Annotated in this window: 6 protein-coding genes; 4 read left to right on the top strand and 2 right to left on the bottom strand. The window is 66.1% G+C overall.

Annotated elements, in window-relative coordinates; translation table 11 throughout:
- Window positions 1-9: 9 nt before the first annotated feature.
- A complete protein-coding gene (locus KCG88_RS07425) occupies window positions 10-1800 on the bottom strand; it encodes an acyclic terpene utilization AtuA family protein (RefSeq protein WP_210712166.1) in 1791 nt (596 codons plus the stop codon).
- Between the two features lie 186 nt (window positions 1801-1986).
- Here KCG88_RS07425 and KCG88_RS07420 point away from each other — a divergent pair, with 186 nt between their 5' ends.
- The 3 genes from KCG88_RS07420 (at window position 1987) to KCG88_RS07410 (ending at window position 3956) form a co-directional block, all read left to right on the top strand.
- Window positions 1987-2610 carry a TetR/AcrR family transcriptional regulator gene (locus tag KCG88_RS07420; RefSeq protein WP_015636493.1) on the top strand — a complete coding sequence of 208 codons (624 nt, stop codon included), beginning with the start codon at window positions 1987-1989 and terminating at the stop codon, window positions 2608-2610.
- A gap of 96 nt (window positions 2611-2706) precedes the next feature.
- Complete coding sequence (locus tag KCG88_RS07415) at window positions 2707-3501, top strand: transporter substrate-binding domain-containing protein (protein WP_047288130.1); 795 nt, start codon at window positions 2707-2709, stop codon at window positions 3499-3501.
- Between the two features lie 95 nt (window positions 3502-3596).
- Entirely contained in the window at window positions 3597-3956 is a 360-nt protein-coding gene (locus KCG88_RS07410; RefSeq protein ID WP_047288129.1) for a hypothetical protein, read from the top strand.
- 33 nt (window positions 3957-3989) lie between these two features.
- On the opposite strand, the gene KCG88_RS07405 is transcribed toward KCG88_RS07410, so the two are convergent.
- A complete protein-coding gene (locus tag KCG88_RS07405) occupies window positions 3990-4538 on the bottom strand; it encodes an RNA polymerase factor sigma-70 (protein WP_011062465.1) in 549 nt (182 codons plus the stop codon).
- Window positions 4539-4911: 373 nt separating this feature from the next.
- Here KCG88_RS07405 and KCG88_RS07400 point away from each other — a divergent pair, with 373 nt between their 5' ends.
- Window positions 4912-17928 (top strand): non-ribosomal peptide synthetase, encoded by a 13017-nt coding sequence (locus KCG88_RS07400; RefSeq protein WP_210712165.1) that lies wholly within the window; start codon window positions 4912-4914, stop codon window positions 17926-17928.
- Window positions 17929-18004 lie beyond the last annotated feature (76 nt).

Here is an 18004-nt window from a genome sequence, read left to right as displayed (position 1 = left end):
GCAGCTCCTTTAATTGACGGCGTCGGCGATGCTCTGCGGCACCGGGATCTGGATTTCCAGCAACTGCTGGGCGAAGGCCTTGCCTTGCGGGTCGATGCGCAGGCTGGCGACGCCGCCGCCGCCCAGGGCGTTCTCCAGCAGGAAGTTGAGGCTATGGGTGCCCGGCAGGTACCAGCGCTGGACCCGGCCATGCACCGGGTCCAGCACATGGCCCATCCAGTCCACCAGCACCTCGGGAGTCAGGGCTTCGGCAATCCACGGCAAGTAGTCGGGGTGGCGCGCCATGACCCCGATATTGCTGTGGTTGCCCTTGTCGCCGGAGCGTGCCACCGCCAGCTTCACCAGCGCCACGCTGGCATCGGCGCGGCCGCGGGGGGCGGGCAGGGAATGGGGGGCGGGCAGGGCTGCCGGGTCCAGGCGATCGGTGTGCGGCAGGGCGCAAGGGTGACGCTGGCCGGCAAGGTCGATCTCCAGCCGGCAGGCGTCCTTGTCCAGCAGGAAGGAGAACAGGCGGATCACCGGGTACACCGTCGGCCGGCCACCGACGATGCCGGTGAGCCCCGGGGCCATGCCGGTGGCGGCCTGGGCGATTTCCCGGGAGAACAGCACCAGCGCCGCCTTGTTCGGGTGGCGCACCGCCAGCTTGATCACCACCTCGCGGCTGTCCTGGCGCTGGCCGTGGGGGCCGTAGGTGGCCTCGCTGCCCAGCAGCTCGATGTTGACTTCGCTGTAGGGCCCCCAGCCGCGCTGGGCGAACATCTCGCTGGTCTTGTCGATGATCGCCTGGCTGACCCGTTGCGCCTTGGCGACCGCGTCGATCCCGGCCATCAGGCAACTGGCGGTGCAGCGGAAGCCGTCCGGGTAGGTGGCGCTGACCTTGTACTGGTGGCTGGGGGGCAGGCCCCTGGCACCCTGTACATGAACCCTTTCCGGGCCCTGTTGCCGCAGTTCCACCTGAGAGAAATCGCACACCACATCTGGAAGCAGATAAGCCCTGGGGTTGCCAATTTCGTACAGCAGTTGTTCGCCTACCGTCAGCGGGCTCACCAGCCCTCCGGTACCGGGCGCCTTGCCGACCACAAACTGGCCGTCAGCGCCGACCTCGACGATGGGAAAGCCGATATGTTCGTAGTCCGGCACCTGGCGCCAGTCGGTGAAGTTGCCGCCGGTGCACTGGGCGCCACATTCGATGATATGCCCGGCCAGGGCGGCCTGGGCCAGGCGGTCGTAATCCTGCCAGGACCAGTTGAACTCGTGGACCAGGGCGGCGCTGACCACCGCGCTGTCGACGCCGCGGCCGGTGATCACGATATCCGCCCCCAGGCGCAGCGCTTCGACGATGCCGGGGGCACCGAGGTAGGCATTGGTGGAGACGCACATTGGCGGCAGGGGCGCGCCGCTGAACATCTCCACAATGGCGGCGTCGCTCAACTGCTTGAACTGCGGTTGCAGGTCGTCCCCCAGCAGCACGGCGATCTTCAGCGCCACCCCGGCCTGCTCGCAGGCGGCCTGCAAGGCACTGGCACAGGCTTGCGGGTTGACCCCGCCGGCGTTGCTGATGACCCGGATGCCCTGTTCGCGGATCGAGCCCAGCAAGGGTTTGAGCACCTCGACGAAATCCGTGGCGTAGCCCGCCGTCGGGTCCTTCATGCGCGCCCCGGCCATGATCGACAGGGTGATCTCTGCCAGATAGTCGAACACCAGGTAGTCCAGGCGGCCGCCTTGCACCAACTGCGCTGCGGCGCTGCTGGTGTCGCCCCAGAAGGCACTGGCGCAGCCGATTCTTACGGTCTTGGTCATGACAGGGCTCTCGAATGAAGAACTGCGAGGAGGCTACCAAGCAAGCGCTTGGTTTGTAAATACGTTGGCCTATTCTTCTGGCCAAGCGCTTGCTTGGTAACCGGCAGAGGCTTAAATTGCGCGCGCCGCGCCCGGATTTGCCGGGTTACGCTGAGCTATTGATGACGTGAAGGTAGGAGAACACCGGTGGACGAGCAAAAAGCCCTGCAGGTAGTACGCGAGCTGATCGCCAGTGGCCAGGTGACCGACCCCGAGAGCGCCCGGGGCAAGCTGCTGCAAACCGCGGCGCACCTGTTTCGCAACAAGGGTTACGAGCGCACCACCGTGCGTGACCTGGCCAGCGCGGTGGGCATCCAGTCGGGCAGCATCTTTCATCACTTCAAGAGCAAGGACGACATCCTGCGGGCGGTGATGCAGGAAACCATCCACTACAACACCGCCTTGATGCGCGCCGAACTGGCCGAGGCCGGCAGCGTGCGTGAACGGGTGCTGGCGCTGATCCGCTGTGAACTGCAATCGATCATGGGCGGCAGCGGCGAAGCCATGGCGGTGCTGGTGTACGAGTGGCGCTCACTGTCCCCGGAAGGCCAGGCAGCCGTCCTGGCGCTGCGCGACATCTACGAACAGATCTGGCTGCAGGTGCTGGGGGAGGCCAAGGAGGCGGGGTTCATCAAGGGCGATGTGTTCATTACCCGGCGCTTTCTCACCGGCGCCCTGTCCTGGACCACCACCTGGTTCCGTGCCGAGGGCAGCATGACTCTGGAACAGCTGGCCCAGGAGGCCCTGCTGCTGGTGCTCAAGGATCATTGAGCGGCTGGCTAATTGTGCGTGGCAACATTGTCGAAGTGGCTGAAAACGCCTAGCTTTAGCTCATTCATTTTCATTTCCTTGAGGTGTGTTGCCTTGATGTCCTTGCCGCTGCGGTCAGCCTTGCGAATGCTCTTGCTGGCGCTGGCAACACTTTGGGTCTGTCCGGCCTCCTCGGCGCAGCTGGTGCGGGTCGCGGCGGCGCATTTCCCGCCTTATACCGTCCGTCCTGAAACGGGTGCCGACACCGGTTTGCTGCCGCAACTGGTGGAAGCCCTCAACCAGTCCCAGAGCGACTATGAGTTCGTCCTGGTGCCCACCTCGATTCCCCGGCGGTTTCGCGATTTCGAGCAGGGCCGGGTGGACCTGGCGATCTTCGAGAACCCGGCCTGGGGCTGGCAGAACATTGCCCACACCAGTGTCGACATGGGCCTGGAAGACGCGGAAATTTTCGTCGCCCAGCGTCAGGGAGGGCGCCAGCAGGACTATTTCGCCAACCTGAAGGGCAAGCGCCTGGCCCTGTTCAGCGGTTATCACTACGCCTTCGCCCAGTTCAACGCCGACCCCAAGTTCCTGGCCGACACCTACAACGCCACCCTGACCTATTCCCACGACAGCAACTTGCTGATGGTCCTGCGGGGCAGGGCGGACATCGCCCTGGTGACCCGCTCCTACCTCAGCGACTTCCTGGCGCGCAATGCCGAAAGCACCGATCAGTTGCTGGTGTCAGAACGCATCGATCAGGTCTACCACCATTACGCCTTGATCCGGCCCAAGGCGCCGATCACGGCCGAAGACTTTTCCGGGCTCCTGCAAAAACTGCGGGACAACGGCCAGATGCACAAGATCTTCGATCCCTACCGCATTGTGGTGATGAGCGTGCCCCACGCCTGACATCACGCAGCAACCAGCCCGGCCCGCGACGGGCTAAATTTTCGGCGGCGGCCCACGTCACTTGGTTGAATGCCCAACCGACGGTGAGCGCTGCCATGTCCCCTGTTGATCCGCTGAATGTCGCAGCCCTGCCCACCGGCCAGCTCACGGGAATCGATGAGGTCATCGCCCGCCAGAGGCTGTTCGAGTCTCTGCGGGGCCGGGGGCAGGCGCCCGTGCCGGTGGATGCCCAGGCAGCCGAGGCGGCGCGCCAGGATCGGCTGGCTTTCTGGCTGTCGGCCCAGGTACATGCCCTGTATCTGGACCCGCCAGGTGCGCAGCGGCCGGCGCCAGGCGCCCACGCGCCGCCCTGTGCTGCGCATGACCGTTGTCGGTTCTGCCAGCAGGAGTTCGATCTGTTGCATAAACGTGCAGCGTTACTGGTGCTTGGCCGCAGTGGCCTGCTTGAGGTGTAGGCACCCATCAAGCCGGGTCATGCAGGGCGCCAGTCAGCGACGGGCGAAGGTATCGGGGCGGTTGCCCGAAACTTTGCGGCAATGCACCAGGGCATCGCGAATCATGAAGTTGACCAGGGTCGGCGATACCCCCAGCTCCTTGGCGATGTCCTTTTGCGGGACGCCATGCAGGCGGTACATCTCGAAGGCGTAGCGCGTGCGGCTGGGCAGCTCGGTCAGGGCTTCGGCGATGTTTTCCAGGGTGGAAAAGTTCATGTGGGAGGTTTCAGGTGAAGCGCCATGAATAACCACATTCAAGCCTTCCTCTTCAGTACCCGAGTACTTCTGCTCCAGCGCCTGCTTGCGGTAGTGGTCGATGGCCAGGTTGCGCACGATCTGGAACAGGTAACTGAGCTGGGCTTTGAACGAGGAGGTGATCTGCGGCGCCGACTGCAGGCGGAAAAACGCATCTTGAACCACGTCTTCAGCCCGGGATCGGCAGCCGGTAATGCGGGCTGCAATCTTCACCAGGATCAGACGGTTGTCGACAAAAGCCTGGAGTAACGGTGAATCGCACCTGCTTGTGGATACTTGTTCCGTCATGGAAATCACCTTGTTGCAAAGAAGTTAGTGGGACGTCAGAAAAATCTGACCCGTCCTACACATCGAGCGACAAATTAGGATGAATGATAATGATTGTCAATTGAGAAAAAGAACTAATGCTCTCCGTCAGCGCAGATTGCGAACGGCTGCTTGTCAGTGGGCTGGATCAGGCCTTGAAGGGCAGGATGCGGACTAATTATTTCAAGACGTCATCCGTTCTCATTGGAGAAAGATTCCGGGTAGCAGACCCGGCCACGGCGCCCTCCGGATGCCCACGACTTTCATATAACTATTTGATTTATAGATAGTTATTAAAGTTATGGGAGAGCAGGGCCCGCTCTCCATTGCAAGCACAATCCTGGCAGGAAACCCCATGACGGACGCGTTCGAACTCCCCAGCACCCTGGCCCAAGCCCTTCAACGCCGGGCAGTCCTGGCACCTGATCAAGTGGCGTTGCGCTTTCTCGCCGAAGAGCAGGATCAGAGCGTTGTCCTCAGTTACCGGGACCTGGACCTTCGTGCGCGCACCATTGCTGCGGCTCTGCAAGCCAACGCCGAATTCGGCGATCGCGCGGTATTGCTGTTTCCCAGCGGCCCGGACTACGTCGCGGCGTTCTTCGGTTGCCTGTACGCCGGGGTGATCGCGGTGCCGGCCTATCCGCCGGAGTCCACCCGTCGTCATCACCAGGAGCGCCTGATTTCCATCATGGCCGACGCCGAGCCACGGCTGCTGCTGACCAGCGCCGGGCTGCGGGATTCACTGTTGCAGATGGACGAACTCAAGGCCGCGGGCGCGCCGCAACTGCTGTGTGTGGACACCCTGCAAGCCGGGCTGGCCGAAGACTGGCAGGCCGTGGCGCTGCAGGGCGACGACATTGCCTTCTTGCAATACACCTCGGGTTCCACCGCGCTGCCCAAGGGCGTGCAGGTCAGCCATGGCAACCTGGTGGCCAACGAACTGCTGATCCGTCGCGGCTTCGGTATCGACCTCAACCCGGATGACGTGATCGTCAGCTGGCTGCCGCTGTACCACGACATGGGCCTGATCGGCGGCCTGCTGCAACCGATTTTCAGCGGTGTGCCCTGTGTGCTGATGTCACCGGCCTACTTCCTGGCGCGGCCCGTGCGTTGGCTGGAAGCGATCAGCGAATACGGTGGCACCATCAGCGGCGGCCCGGATTTCGCCTACCGCCTGTGCAGCGAACGGGTCAGCGAGTCGGCCCTGGAGCGCCTCGACCTCAGCGGCTGGCGCGTGGCCTATTCGGGGTCCGAGCCGATCCGCCTGGACACCCTGGAGCGTTTCGCCGAGAAGTTCAGCGCCTGCGGTTTTGGCCATGAAAACTTCCTCGCCTCCTACGGCCTGGCCGAAGCCACCCTGTTCGTGGCCGGTGGCGTGCGCGGCCAGGGCATCCCGGCCCTGCACCTGGACGACCAGGCCCTGGCGCAGAACCGCGCCGAGCCGGGGCAGGGCAGCGCAATGATGAGCTGCGGCTTCAGCCAGCCGGAACACGCCGTGCTGGTGATGGATCCGCAGCAATTGGGCGAATTGCCTGACAACCGTATTGGCGAAGTCTGGGCCGCCGGGCCGAGCATTGCCCATGGCTACTGGCGCAATCCTGAAGCCACCGCCAAGACCTTCGTCCAGCATGCCGGTCGTACCTGGTTGCGCACCGGTGACCTGGGCTTTATCCGCGAGGGCGAGCTGTTCATCACCGGGCGCCTGAAGGACCTGCTGATCGTGCGTGGGCACAACCTCTACCCCCAGGACATCGAAAAGACCATCGAGCGCGAGGTGGAAGTGGTGCGCAAGGGCCGGGTGGCGGCGTTTGCGGTCACCGAACAGGGCCAGGAAGGCATCGGCATCGCCGCGGAAATCAGCCGCAGCGTGCAGAAGATCCTGCCCCCCGAGGCGCTGATCAAGGCCATCCGCCAGGCGGTGGCCGAAGCCTGCCAGGAAGCGCCAAGCGTGGTGCTGCTGCTCAACCCCGGGGCCCTGCCGAAAACCTCCAGCGGCAAGTTGCAGCGTTCCGCCTGCCGCACCCGGCTGGCCGATGGCAGCCTGGATTACTACGCGCTGTTCCCGCAGGCCGGCAGCGCAACGGCTGACGCCGCAGACAGCGCCGGTGACGCGCTGCAAACCCTGATCGGGCGCATCTGGCAGGAGCAACTGCAATGCGCTTCGGTGGCCGCCGACGATCACTTCTTCCTCCAGGGGGGCAACTCGATTGCCGCTACCCAGGTAATCGCCCGCCTGCGTGAAGAGCTGGGGCTGGAACTGGGCTTGCGCCTGCTGTTCGAGGCTCCGACCCTGGGTGCCTTCAGTGCTGCCGTGGCGCGCCAGCAGCAGGACGGCGGCGTGGCCCAGGGCAGTATCAATGCCCTGTCGCGCCAGCAGCCGTTGCCCCAATCCCTGGCGCAGAACCGCCTGTGGATTACCTGGCAACTGGACCCGCAGAGCAGCGCGTACAACATTCCCGGCGGCCTGCGCTTGCGCGGCGAGCTGGACGAAGAGGCCCTGCGCGCCAGCTTCCAGCAACTGATCCAGCGCCACGAAGCGCTGCGCACGCGCTTCTTCGAGCGTGACGGCCAGGCCCTGCAACAGGTGGATGCCACCGGTGAGTTCAACCTGCAGGTGATCGATATCAGCGACCTGCCACCGGCCGAGCGTGAAGCCCGGGCGCGGCAGATCCGCGAAGACGAGGCCCGGACCCAGTTCGATCTGGAGAAGGGGCCGCTGTACTGGGCGACCCTGGTGCGCCTGGATGACGAAGAACACCAACTGCTGCTGACCCTGCACCACATCATCGCCGACGGCTGGTCGCTGAATGTGCTGATCGACGAGTTCTCGCGGCTCTATGCCGCCGCGGCCCAGGGCCAGCACCTGGAGTTGGCGCCCCTGGCCCTGCAATACGCCGACTACGGCAGCTGGCAGCGCCAGTGGCTGGCCCAGGGCGAAGGCCAGCGCCAGCTGGACTACTGGAAACAGCAACTGGCAGACCAAGCCCCGGTGTTGAATCTCGCCACCGACCACCCGCGTTCGGCCCAGATCCGCCACAGCGCCGCACGCCATGACCTGCGCCTGAGCGCGAGCCTCAGTGAAGCCGTGCGCCAGACCGCCCAGGCTCGGCAGGCCACGCCGTTCATGCTGTTGCTGGCGGCGTTCCAGACCCTGCTGCACCGCTACAGCGGGCAGAGCGATATCCGCATCGGGGTGCCCAACGCCAACCGCCCGCGCCTGGAAACCCAGGGCCTGCTGGGCTTTTTCATCAATACCCAGGTATTGCGCGGGCAATTGGATTCGCGCCAGTCCTTCGCCGACCTGCTGCAGCAGACCCGCCGCACCGCCCTGGAGGCCCAGGCCCACCAGGATCTGCCTTTCGAACAATTGCTCGAAGCCTTCCCCGAAGCCCGCGAGCAGGGCCTGTTCCAGGTCATGTTCAACCACCAGCAGCGCGACCTCAGTGCCTTGCGCCGCCTGCCCGGGCTGCTGGCCGAAGAGCTGCCGTGGCACAGCCGCGAGGCCAAGTTCGACCTGCAACTGCACAGCGAAGAGGACCGCAATGGCCGCCTGAGCCTGGCCTTCGACTACGCCGACGAGCTGTTCGACGCGGCTAGCATCGAGCGTCTGGCCGGGCATTTCATCAGCCTGCTGGAGCATGCCTGCCAGCAGCCGGACAGCGCCCTGGGCGACTTGCCGTTGCTCGGCAAGGCCGAAGCGGTACAACTGCAGCAATGGAGCGTGGCCCCCTGCGCGCCGGCCGAGCAGTGGCTGCCGGAGCGCCTGCACGAACAACTGCGCCAGAGCCCGGAACGCACCGCGCTGGTCTGGGACGGCGGGCAACTGGGCTTTGCCGAGCTGCACGCCCAGGCCAACCGCCTGGCCCACTACCTGCGGGACAAGGGCGTCGGGCCGGACGTGTGCGTGGCCATCGCCGCCGAACGTTCGCCGCAACTGCTGATCGGCCTGTTGGCAATCATCAAGGCCGGTGGCGCCTACGTGCCCCTGGACCCGGACTACCCCGCCGAACGCCTGGCCTACATGCTCCAAGACAGCGGCGTGGGCCTGCTGCTGACCCAGACCCATCTGCTGGGCCAGATGCCCCAGGCCCCGGGTGTCAGCGCCATCGCCATGGACAGCCTCAAGCTCGACAGCTGGCCGAGCCACGCGCCGGGCCTGCACCTGCACGGCGAACATCTGGCCTATGTGATCTACACCTCCGGTTCCACGGGCCAGCCCAAGGGCGTGGGCAATACCCATCGCGCGCTGATGGAGCGCCTGCAATGGATGCAGGACAGCTACCAGTTGCAGGCCGACGATGTGCTGATGCAAAAAGCCCCCATCAGCTTCGACGTGTCGGTGTGGGAATGCTTCTGGCCACTGATTACCGGTTGCCGGCTGCTGATCGCCGCTCCCGGCGAGCACCGCGATCCCCATCGCATCGCCCAGCTGGTGCAGGAGTATGGCGTCACCACGCTGCACTTCGTGCCGCCGCTGTTGCAGTTGTTCGTCGATGAGCCGCTGAGCGCCGAATGCCACAGCCTGCGCCGGGTGTTCTCCGGTGGTGAAGTCCTGCCGGCCGAGCTGCGCAATCGCCTGTTGCAGCAGTTGCCCAATGCCCAACTGCACAACCGCTATGGCCCGACCGAAACCGCGATCAACGTCACCCATTGGCAGTGTTCAGTCGATGACGGCGAGCGTTCGCCCATTGGCCGGCCCCTGGGCAACGTGGTGTGCCGGGTGCTTGACGCGGACCTCAATCCGTTGCCGGCGGGAGTTCCGGGTGAGCTGTGCATCAGCGGCCAGGGCTTGGCCCGGGGTTACCTGGGACGCCCGGCGCTGACCGCCGAACGCTTTGTGGTCGACCCATTGAGTGAGGAGGGCGCGCGCCTGTACCGCACCGGGGATCGGGTGCGCTGGTGCGCCGACGGCGTGCTGGAATACCTCGGTCGCCTCGACCAGCAGGTCAAGCTGCGGGGTTTTCGGGTCGAGCCGCAGGAAATCGAAGCGCGGCTGCTGGCCCAGGACGGCGTGGCCCAGGCCGCGGTGCTGGTGCGCGACACCGTCGCCGGCCCGCAGTTGATCGGCTACTACACCGCCCAGGCCAGCGACGAAGATGAAACCGAGCAACGCGCTCGGCTGACAACCGCCCTGGCCGCCGAACTGCCGGAGTACATGGTGCCGGCGCAACTGCTGCGTCTGGACGCCATGCCCCTGAGCCCCAGTGGCAAGCTCGACCGCCGGGCCCTGCCGGAGCCGCAATGGCAGGTGCGCGAGCACGTCGAACCGAGCACCGAACTGGAACAGCAGATCGCGGCTATCTGGCGCGAAGTGCTGGGCCAGCCACGCATCGGCCTCAAGGACGATTTCTTCGCCCTGGGCGGGCATTCGCTGTTGGCCACCCAGATCATTTCCCGCACCCGCCAGGCCTGCGACGTCGAGCTGCCACTGCGGGCGCTGTTCGAAGCCAGCGAGCTGGGGGACTTTGCCGAACAGGTGCGGCTGATCCAGGCGTCCGGCGTGCGCAACCAGCAGCCGCCGATTGCCCGGGTCGACCGCAGCCAGCCGGTGCCGCTGTCCTATTCCCAGCAGCGCATGTGGTTCCTCTGGCAGATGGAGCCCGACAGCCCGGCCTACAACGTCGGCGGAATGGCGCGGCTGTCCGGGGTGCTGGACGTGGGCCGTTTCGAGGCCGCGCTGCAAGCGCTGATCCTGCGCCACGAAACCCTGCGCACCACCTTCCCCAGCGTCAACGGCGTGGCCCATCAGCAGGTGCAGGCCGACACCGGCCTGCGCATGGCCTGGACGGACTTCTCGGCCCTGGCCCCGGATGCGCGGCAGCAGCGCCTGCAACAATTGGCGGACAGCGAAGCGCACCAGCCCTTCGACCTGGAGACCGGCCCGCTGCTGCGCGCCTGCCTGGTCAAGGCCGGCGAGCAGGAGCACTACTTCGTCCTGACCCTGCACCATATCGTCACCGAAGGCTGGGCCATGGACATCTTCGCCCGCGAGCTGGGGGCGCTGTACGAAGCCTTCCTCGACGACCGCGAATCGCCCCTGGAACCCTTGCCAGTGCAGTACCTGGACTACAGTGTGTGGCAGCGCCAGTGGCTGGAATCCGGCGAGCGCCAGCGCCAGCTGGACTACTGGGTCGGGCAACTGGGCCGCGAACACCCCTTGCTGGAACTGCCCAGCGACCGGCCACGACCGGCGGTGCAAAGCCACCAGGGCGAGCTGTACCGCTTCGATTTGAGCGACGAGCTGGCGGCCCGGGTGCGGGCCTTCAATGCCGAGCACGGCCTGACCCTGTTCATGACCATGACCGCCGCGCTGTCGGTGCTGCTGTACCGCTACAGCGGCCAGAGCGACCTGCGCATCGGTGCGCCGGTGGCCAACCGCATCCGCCCGGAAAGCGAAGGGCTGATCGGCGCCTTCCTCAACACCCAGGTGCTGCGTTGCCAGCTCGACGGGCAGATGAGCGTCGGCCAGTTGCTGGAGCAGGTACGCCACACCGTGATCGAGGGCCAGTCGCACCAGGACCTGCCGTTCGACCATCTGGTGGAAGCCTTGCAACCGCCGCGCAGCACCGCCTACAACCCGCTGTTCCAGGTGATGTGCAACGTCCAGCGCTGGGAATTCCAGCAAAGCCGGCAACTGGCGGGCATGACCGTGGACTACCTGGTCAACGATGCCCGGGCCACCAAGTTCGACCTCAACCTGGAAGTCACCGACCTGGACCAGCGCCTGGGCTGCTGCCTGACCTACAGCACCGACCTGTTCGACGAGCCGCGCATTGCGCGCATGGCCGGCCATTGGCGCAACCTGCTGCAGGCCCTGATCGACGACCCGCAACGGCGCCTGTGCGAGTTGCCACTGCTGCAGGCCGAGGAACAGCAACAGCTGCTGGACAGTTTGAGCGTCGAGCCCGGTGAGCAACGCCTGGACCAGTGCATCCACCACCTGTTCAGCGAACAGGCCCTGGCCCGCAAGGACGCCCCGGCCCTGACCTTCGCCGGGCAGACCCTGAGCTACAGCGAGCTGGACAGCCGCGCCAACCGCCTGGCCTGGATGCTCCGTGAGCGCGGCGTGGGCCCGCAGGTGCGAGTCGGCCTGGCCCTGGAGCGTTCCCTGGAAATGGTCGTCGGCCTGCTGGCGATCCTCAAGGCCGGCGGCGCCTACGTGCCCCTGGACCCGGAATACCCCCTGGACCGCCTGCACTACATGATCGAAGACAGCGGCATCGGCCTGCTCCTCAGCGATGCGCGGATGTTCGCCGCCCTGGGCGAGCTGCCGGCCGGAGTCGGCCGCTGGTGCCTGGAAGAGGACGGTGCGCTGCTGGCCGACTACCCGGCCAGCGAGTTGCCCTTCATCAGCCTGCCCCAGCATCAGGCGTACCTGATCTACACCTCCGGTTCCACCGGCCAGCCCAAGGGCGTGGTGGTGTCCCACGGGGAAATCGCCATGCACTGCCAGGCGGTGATCCGCCGCTTCGGCATGCGCCCGGACGACTGCGAGCTGCACTTCTATTCGATCAACTTCGACGCCGCCACCGAGCGCTTGCTGGTGCCGCTGCTCAGCGGCGCCCAGGTGGTGCTGCGGGCCCAGGGCCAGTGGGACGCCGAAGAGATCTGCCAACTGATCCGTCAGCACCGCATCAGCATCCTCGGCTTCACCCCCAGCTACGGCAGCCAGTTGGCCCAGCATCTGGCGACCCAGCAGCAGACCCTGCCGGTGCGCATGTGCATCACCGGCGGCGAGGCCCTGACCGGCGAACACCTGCAGCGCATCCGTGCGGCCTTCCAGCCGAACCTGTTCTTCAACGCCTACGGCCCCACCGAAACCGTGGTCATGCCCCTGGCCAGCCTGGCGCCGCAGCAGTTGGCCGAAGGCGTGGCCAGCGTGCCCATCGGCCGCATTGTCGGGGCGCGGGTGGCTTACATTCTCGATGCCGATCTGGCGCTGGTGCCGCAAGGCGCGACCGGTGAGCTGTATGTCGGCGGCGCCGGCCTGGCCCAGGGGTATCACCGTCGCCCGGGGATGAGCGCCGAGCGCTTTGTCGCCGACCCGTTCGCCAGCGACGGCGGGCGCCTGTATCGCACCGGCGATCTGGTGCGCCAGTGTGCCGACGGCCAGGTGGAATACATCGGCCGGGTGGACCATCAGGTGAAGATCCGCGGCTTCCGCATCGAACTGGGGGAGATCGAAACCCGTCTGCTGGATCATCCGGCGGTGCGTGAAGCGGTGGTGTTGGCCCTGGACACACCCGCCGGCAAACAACTGGCCGGTTACCTGGTGACCGAGGTGGCCGAGCACAACGAGGTGCAGCAGGCCAACCTGCGTGAAGCCCTCAAGCAGCAGCTGAAAACTCAGTTGCCGGACTACATGGTGCCGACCCACCTGATCCTCCTGGCCAGCATGCCGCTGACCGCCAACGGCAAGCTCGACCGCCGGGCCCTGCCATTGCCGGACCCGGAGCTCAACCGCCAGCAGTACGTGGCGCCGAGCAACGAACTGGAGCAGACCCTGGCCAAGGTCTGGGGCGAAGTGCTGAACGTGCAGCAAGTGGGCCTCAACGACAACTTCTTCGAACTGGGGGGCGACTCGATCCTGTCGATCCAGGTGGTCAGCCGCGCCCGCCAGCTGGGGCTGCACTTCACCCCGCGGGACCTGTTCCAGCACCAGACGGTGCAGACCCTGGCCCGGGTCGCCAGCCACACTCAGCGCATCAGCGCCGAGCAGGGCCCGCTCAGTGGCGAAGCGCCTTTGACGCCGATCCAGCACTGGTTCTTCGACAGCCGCATTCCCCAGCCGCAGCACTGGAACCAGGCGCTGCTGCTGGAGCCGCTGGGTGTCCTTGATGCCCAGTTGCTGGAGCAAGCCCTGCTGGCGGTGCTGGAGCAACACGACGCCCTGCGCCTGCGCTTCAACCAGGTGGGCGGGCAGTGGCGCGCCGAGTACCTGCCGTTGTCCGATGCACCGCTGTTGTGGCAGGTGCGGGTGCCGTCCATGGCCACCTGCGAGGCACTGTTCGCCGATGCCCAGCGCAGCCTCGACCTGGAACACGGGCCGCTGTTGCGGGCGGTGCTGGTGGATGGGCCGGAAGGCGAGCAGCGTCTGCTGCTGGCGATTCACCACCTGGTGGTGGATGGCGTGTCCTGGCGGGTGCTGCTGGAAGATTTGCAGAACGCCTATCGTCAGCTGCAAGCCGGGCAGAGCCTGAACCTGCCGGCCAAGACCAGCGCCCTGAGGGACTGGTCGAGCCGCCTGCAAGCCTATGCCGGCAGCGAATCCCTGCGTGAAGAACTCGGCTGGTGGCAGCAGCAACTGGCCGGCCCCGCCGCGCAATTGCCGGGCTTGAATGCCGCTGGCAGCCAGCAGCATCAGCAGGCCCGCAGCCACAGCGTGACCCTGGATGCCGAGCGCACCCGTCAGCTGTTGCAACAGGCCCCGGCGGCCTACCGCACCCAGGTCAACGACCTGCTGCTGACCGCCCTGGCCCGCGTACTGTGCCGCTGGAGCGGGCAGTCTTCGGCCCTGGTGCAACTGGAAGGCCACGGCCGCGAGGCGCTGTTCGACGAGATCGACCTGACCCGCACCGTCGGCTGGTTCACCAGCGCCTATCCGCTGCGCCTGACCCCGTTGCAGGTTGAGGAAGCGGCCGGGCAGGGCGCCTCGATCAAGGCCATCAAGGAACAACTGCGGGCCGTGCCGCACAAGGGCCTGGGCTACGGCGTGCTGCGCTACCTGGCCGATGACGCCTGCCGCGAGGCCTTGGCGGCGCTGCCGCTGGCGCCGGTGACCTTCAACTACCTGGGGCAGTTCGACCAGAGCTTCGGCGCCGACGCACTGCTGCGTCCGCTGGATGAATCCGTGGGCCCGGCCCATGCACCGGAAGCACCGTTGCCCAACGAACTGAGCATCGACAGCCAGGTGTATGGCGGCGAGCTGGTGCTGCGCTGGACCTACAGCAGCGAACGTTTCGACGCCGAGCTGATCGGCGAGCTGGCGGACGCCTACCTGGGCGAGCTGCAGAGCCTGATCGCCCATTGCCTGAAGGACGATGCCGGTGGCCTGACGCCGTCGGACTTCCCCCTGGCGCGCCTGACCCAGGCCCAGCTCGATGGCCTGCCGGTGCCGGCTGTGCAGATCGAAGACGTCTACCCGCTGACCCCGATGCAGGAAGGCATGCTGTTGCACACCCTGCTGGAGCCGGGCACCGGCCTGTATTACATGCAGGACCGCTACCGCATCAACAGCGAACTGGACCCGGAGCGTTTCGCCCAGGCCTGGCAGGCGGTGGTGGCGCGCCACGAAGCGCTGCGTGCGTCTTTCTGCTGGAACGTCGGTGAAGACATGCTGCAGGTTATCCACAAGCCGGGCCGCACCCCGATCGAGTTCCTCGACTGGAGCGCGGTGCCCGAGGCCGAGCAGGAGCCCAAGCTGCAGGCCCTGCACAAACAGGAGCGCGAGTCCGGTTTCGATCTGCTCAACCAGGCGCCGTTCCACCTGCGGCTGATCCGCGTCGGTGCCGCGCGCTACTGGTTCATGATGAGCAACCACCACATCCTTATCGATGCCTGGTGCCGCTCGCTGCTGATGAACGACTTCTTCGAGATCTACACCGCCCTGGGCGAAGGCCGTGAGGCACAGCTGGCGGTGCCACCGCGCTACCGCGACTACATCGGCTGGCTGCAACACCAGAGCCTGTCCGAGGCGCGGCAGTGGTGGCGGCAGAACCTTGAGGGCTTTGAACGCACCACGCCGATCCCCAGCGACCGGCCGTTCCTGCGCGAACACGCCGGCGACAGCGGCGGCATGATCGTCGGCGACTGCTACACCCGCCTGGATGCCCGGGACGGTGCGCAACTGCGCGAACTGGCGCAGCAGCATCAGCTCACCGTCAACACTTTCGCCCAGGCGGCCTGGGCCCTGGTGCTGCGGCGCATGAGCGGCGATCGCGACGTATTGTTCGGCGTTACCGTGGCCGGGCGCCCGGTGGAAATGCCGGAGATGCAACGCACCGTCGGCCTGTTCATCAACAGCATCGCCCTGCGGGTCAAGCTGCCCCAGGACGGTGAGCGCTGCAGTGTGCGCCAGTGGCTCAGCGCCTTGCTCGACAGCAACATGCAGCTGCGCGAATACGAGTACCTGCCGCTGGTGGCGATCCAGGAAACCAGCGAACTGCCCAAGGGCCAGCCGCTGTTCGACAGCCTGTTCGTGTTCGAGAACGCGCCGGTGGAAGTCTCGGTGCTGGACCGTGCCCAGAGCCTGAACGCCAGTTCGGATTCCGGCCGTACCCACACCAACTTCCCGATCACCGCGGTGTGCTACCCGGGGGACGACCTGGGCCTGCACCTGTCCTACGACCAGCGCTACTTCGAGCAGGCGACCATCGAGCGCATGCTCGGCGAGTTCAAGCGCCTGCTGCTGGCCCTGATGCAGGGCTTCCATGGCGACATGGCCGAACTGCCGCTGCTGGGCGAAGAAGAGCAGGACTTCCTGCTGGCCGGCTGCAACCAGAGCGAGCATGAGTACCCGCTGGAGCGCAGCTACGTGGAACTGTTCGAGGCCCAGGTGGCGGCCCATCCGCAACGCATCGCCGCCAGTTGCCTGGACCAGCGCTACAGCTATGCCGAGTTGAACCGCTGCAGCAACCGCCTGGGCCACGCCCTGGTTGCCAACGGCGTGGGCTTTGATCAGCCGGTGGCCCTGCTGGCCGAGCGCGGCCTGGAACTCTTGGGCATGATCATCGGCAGCTTCAAGGCCGGGGCCGGCTACCTGCCCCTGGACCCGGGCCTGCCAAGCCAGCGCCTGAGCCGCATCATCGAGCTCAGCCGCACGCCGATCCTGGTCTGCACCGCGGCCTGCCGCGAACAGGCCCAGGCCCTGCTGGACGAGTTCGGCTGTGCCGGGCGTCCGCGGCTGCTGGTCTGGGAAGAGCTGCAAGCCGCCGGGCATGCCGAGCACAACCCGGGCCGCTACAGCGCGCCGGACAACCTGGCCTATGTGATCTACACCTCCGGTTCCACCGGCCTGCCCAAGGGCGTGATGGTGGAGCAGCGCGGCATGCTCAACAACCAGCTGAGCAAGGTGCCGTACCTGCAACTGAGTGAGGCCGACGTGATCGCCCAGACCGCGTCCCAGAGCTTCGACATTTCGGTCTGGCAGTTCCTCGCCGCGCCGCTGTTCGGTGCCCGGGTGGACATCGTGCCCAACACCATCGCCCACGATCCCCAGGGCCTGTTGGCTCACGTCCAGGAGCAGGGCATCACGGTGCTGGAGAGCGTGCCGTCGCTGATCCAGGGCATGCTCGCCCAGAACGCCATCGCCCTCGCTGGCCTGCGCTGGATGCTGCCCACCGGCGAGGCCATGCCGCCCGAGCTGGCGCACCAGTGGCTGCTGCGTTATCCACAGATCGGCCTGGTCAACGCCTACGGCCCGGCGGAGTGCTCCGATGACGTGGCCTTCTTCCGTGTCGATATGGCCTCGACCCATGGCGCCTACCTGCCCATCGGCACGCCCACCGACAACAACCGGCTGTACCTGATGGACGAAGCCCTGGAGCTGGTGCCCCTGGGAGCGGTGGGTGAATTGTGCGTGGCTGGCACCGGTGTTGGCCGTGGCTACGTCAGCGACCCGTTGCGTACCGCGCTGGCCTTCGTGCCCCATCCGTTCGGTGCTGCGGGCGAACGCCTGTACCGCACCGGCGACCTGGCACGCCGGCGCAGCGACGGCGTACTGGAATACGTTGGCCGGATCGACCATCAGGTGAAGATCCGTGGCTATCGCATCGAACTGGGGGAAATCGAAGCGCGCCTGCACGAACAGCCGGAACTGCGCGATGCCGCCGTGGGCGTGCAGGAGGGCGTCAACGGCAAGCATCTGGTGGGGTACCTGGTGGCCAGTGACACGAACCTGAGCCCGAGCGAATGCCTGGAGCGGATCAAGCCGCGGCTGCGCGCCGAACTGCCGGAATACATGGTGCCGCTGCACTGGCTGTGGCTTGCGCGCCTGCCCCTCAACGCCAACGGCAAGCTCGATCGCAAGGCCCTTCCGGCCCTGGAGATCGGCCAGCTGCAGAGCCAGGACTATCAAGCGCCGGGCAATGAACTGGAGCAAACCCTGGCGGACATCTGGGCCGAGGTGCTCAAGGTCGAACGGGTGGGCGTGCGCGACAACTTCTTCGAGTTGGGCGGGCATTCTCTGCTGGCGACCCAGATCGCTTCACGGGTACAGAAGACCCTGCAACGCAACGTGCCGCTGCGGGCCATGTTCGAATGCAGCACGGTGCAGGAGCTGGCCGCGTACATCGACGGTTTGGCCGGGAGTGAGATCAGCGAGGAGAAGGTCGACCGGCTGAGTGATCTGATGGCCGAGCTGGAGGGGCTGTGATCGACGGATGAGCGGTGGAGCGTTGTTCGCGCAGCAGGAGGACCGACATCTGGCGTAGGAGCCGGCTTGCCGGCGA

Origin of the sequence: Pseudomonas sp. MWU349 (assembly GCF_017947325.1) — a bacterium.
In the GTDB taxonomy this organism is placed as follows: Bacteria; Pseudomonadota; Gammaproteobacteria; order Pseudomonadales; family Pseudomonadaceae; genus Aquipseudomonas; species Aquipseudomonas protegens.
Note: the sequence above shows the minus strand (reverse complement) of the source record. Positions and strands in the feature narration are given on the sequence as shown.

Bases quoted from the DNA above. Each gene is read 5' to 3' on its own strand.
- KCG88_RS07425 (WP_210712166.1), bottom strand. From the start codon at position 1,800: ATGACCAAGACCGTAAGAATCGGCTGCGCCAGTGCCTTCTGGGGCGAC.
- KCG88_RS07415 (WP_047288130.1), top strand. From the start codon at position 2,707: ATGTCCTTGCCGCTGCGGTCAGCCTTGCGAATGCTCTTGCTGGCGCTG.
- KCG88_RS07410 (WP_047288129.1), top strand. From the start codon at position 3,597: ATGTCCCCTGTTGATCCGCTGAATGTCGCAGCCCTGCCCACCGGCCAG.
- KCG88_RS07405 (WP_011062465.1), bottom strand. From the start codon at position 4,538: ATGACGGAACAAGTATCCACAAGCAGGTGCGATTCACCGTTACTCCAG.
- KCG88_RS07400 (WP_210712165.1), top strand. From the start codon at position 4,912: ATGACGGACGCGTTCGAACTCCCCAGCACCCTGGCCCAAGCCCTTCAA.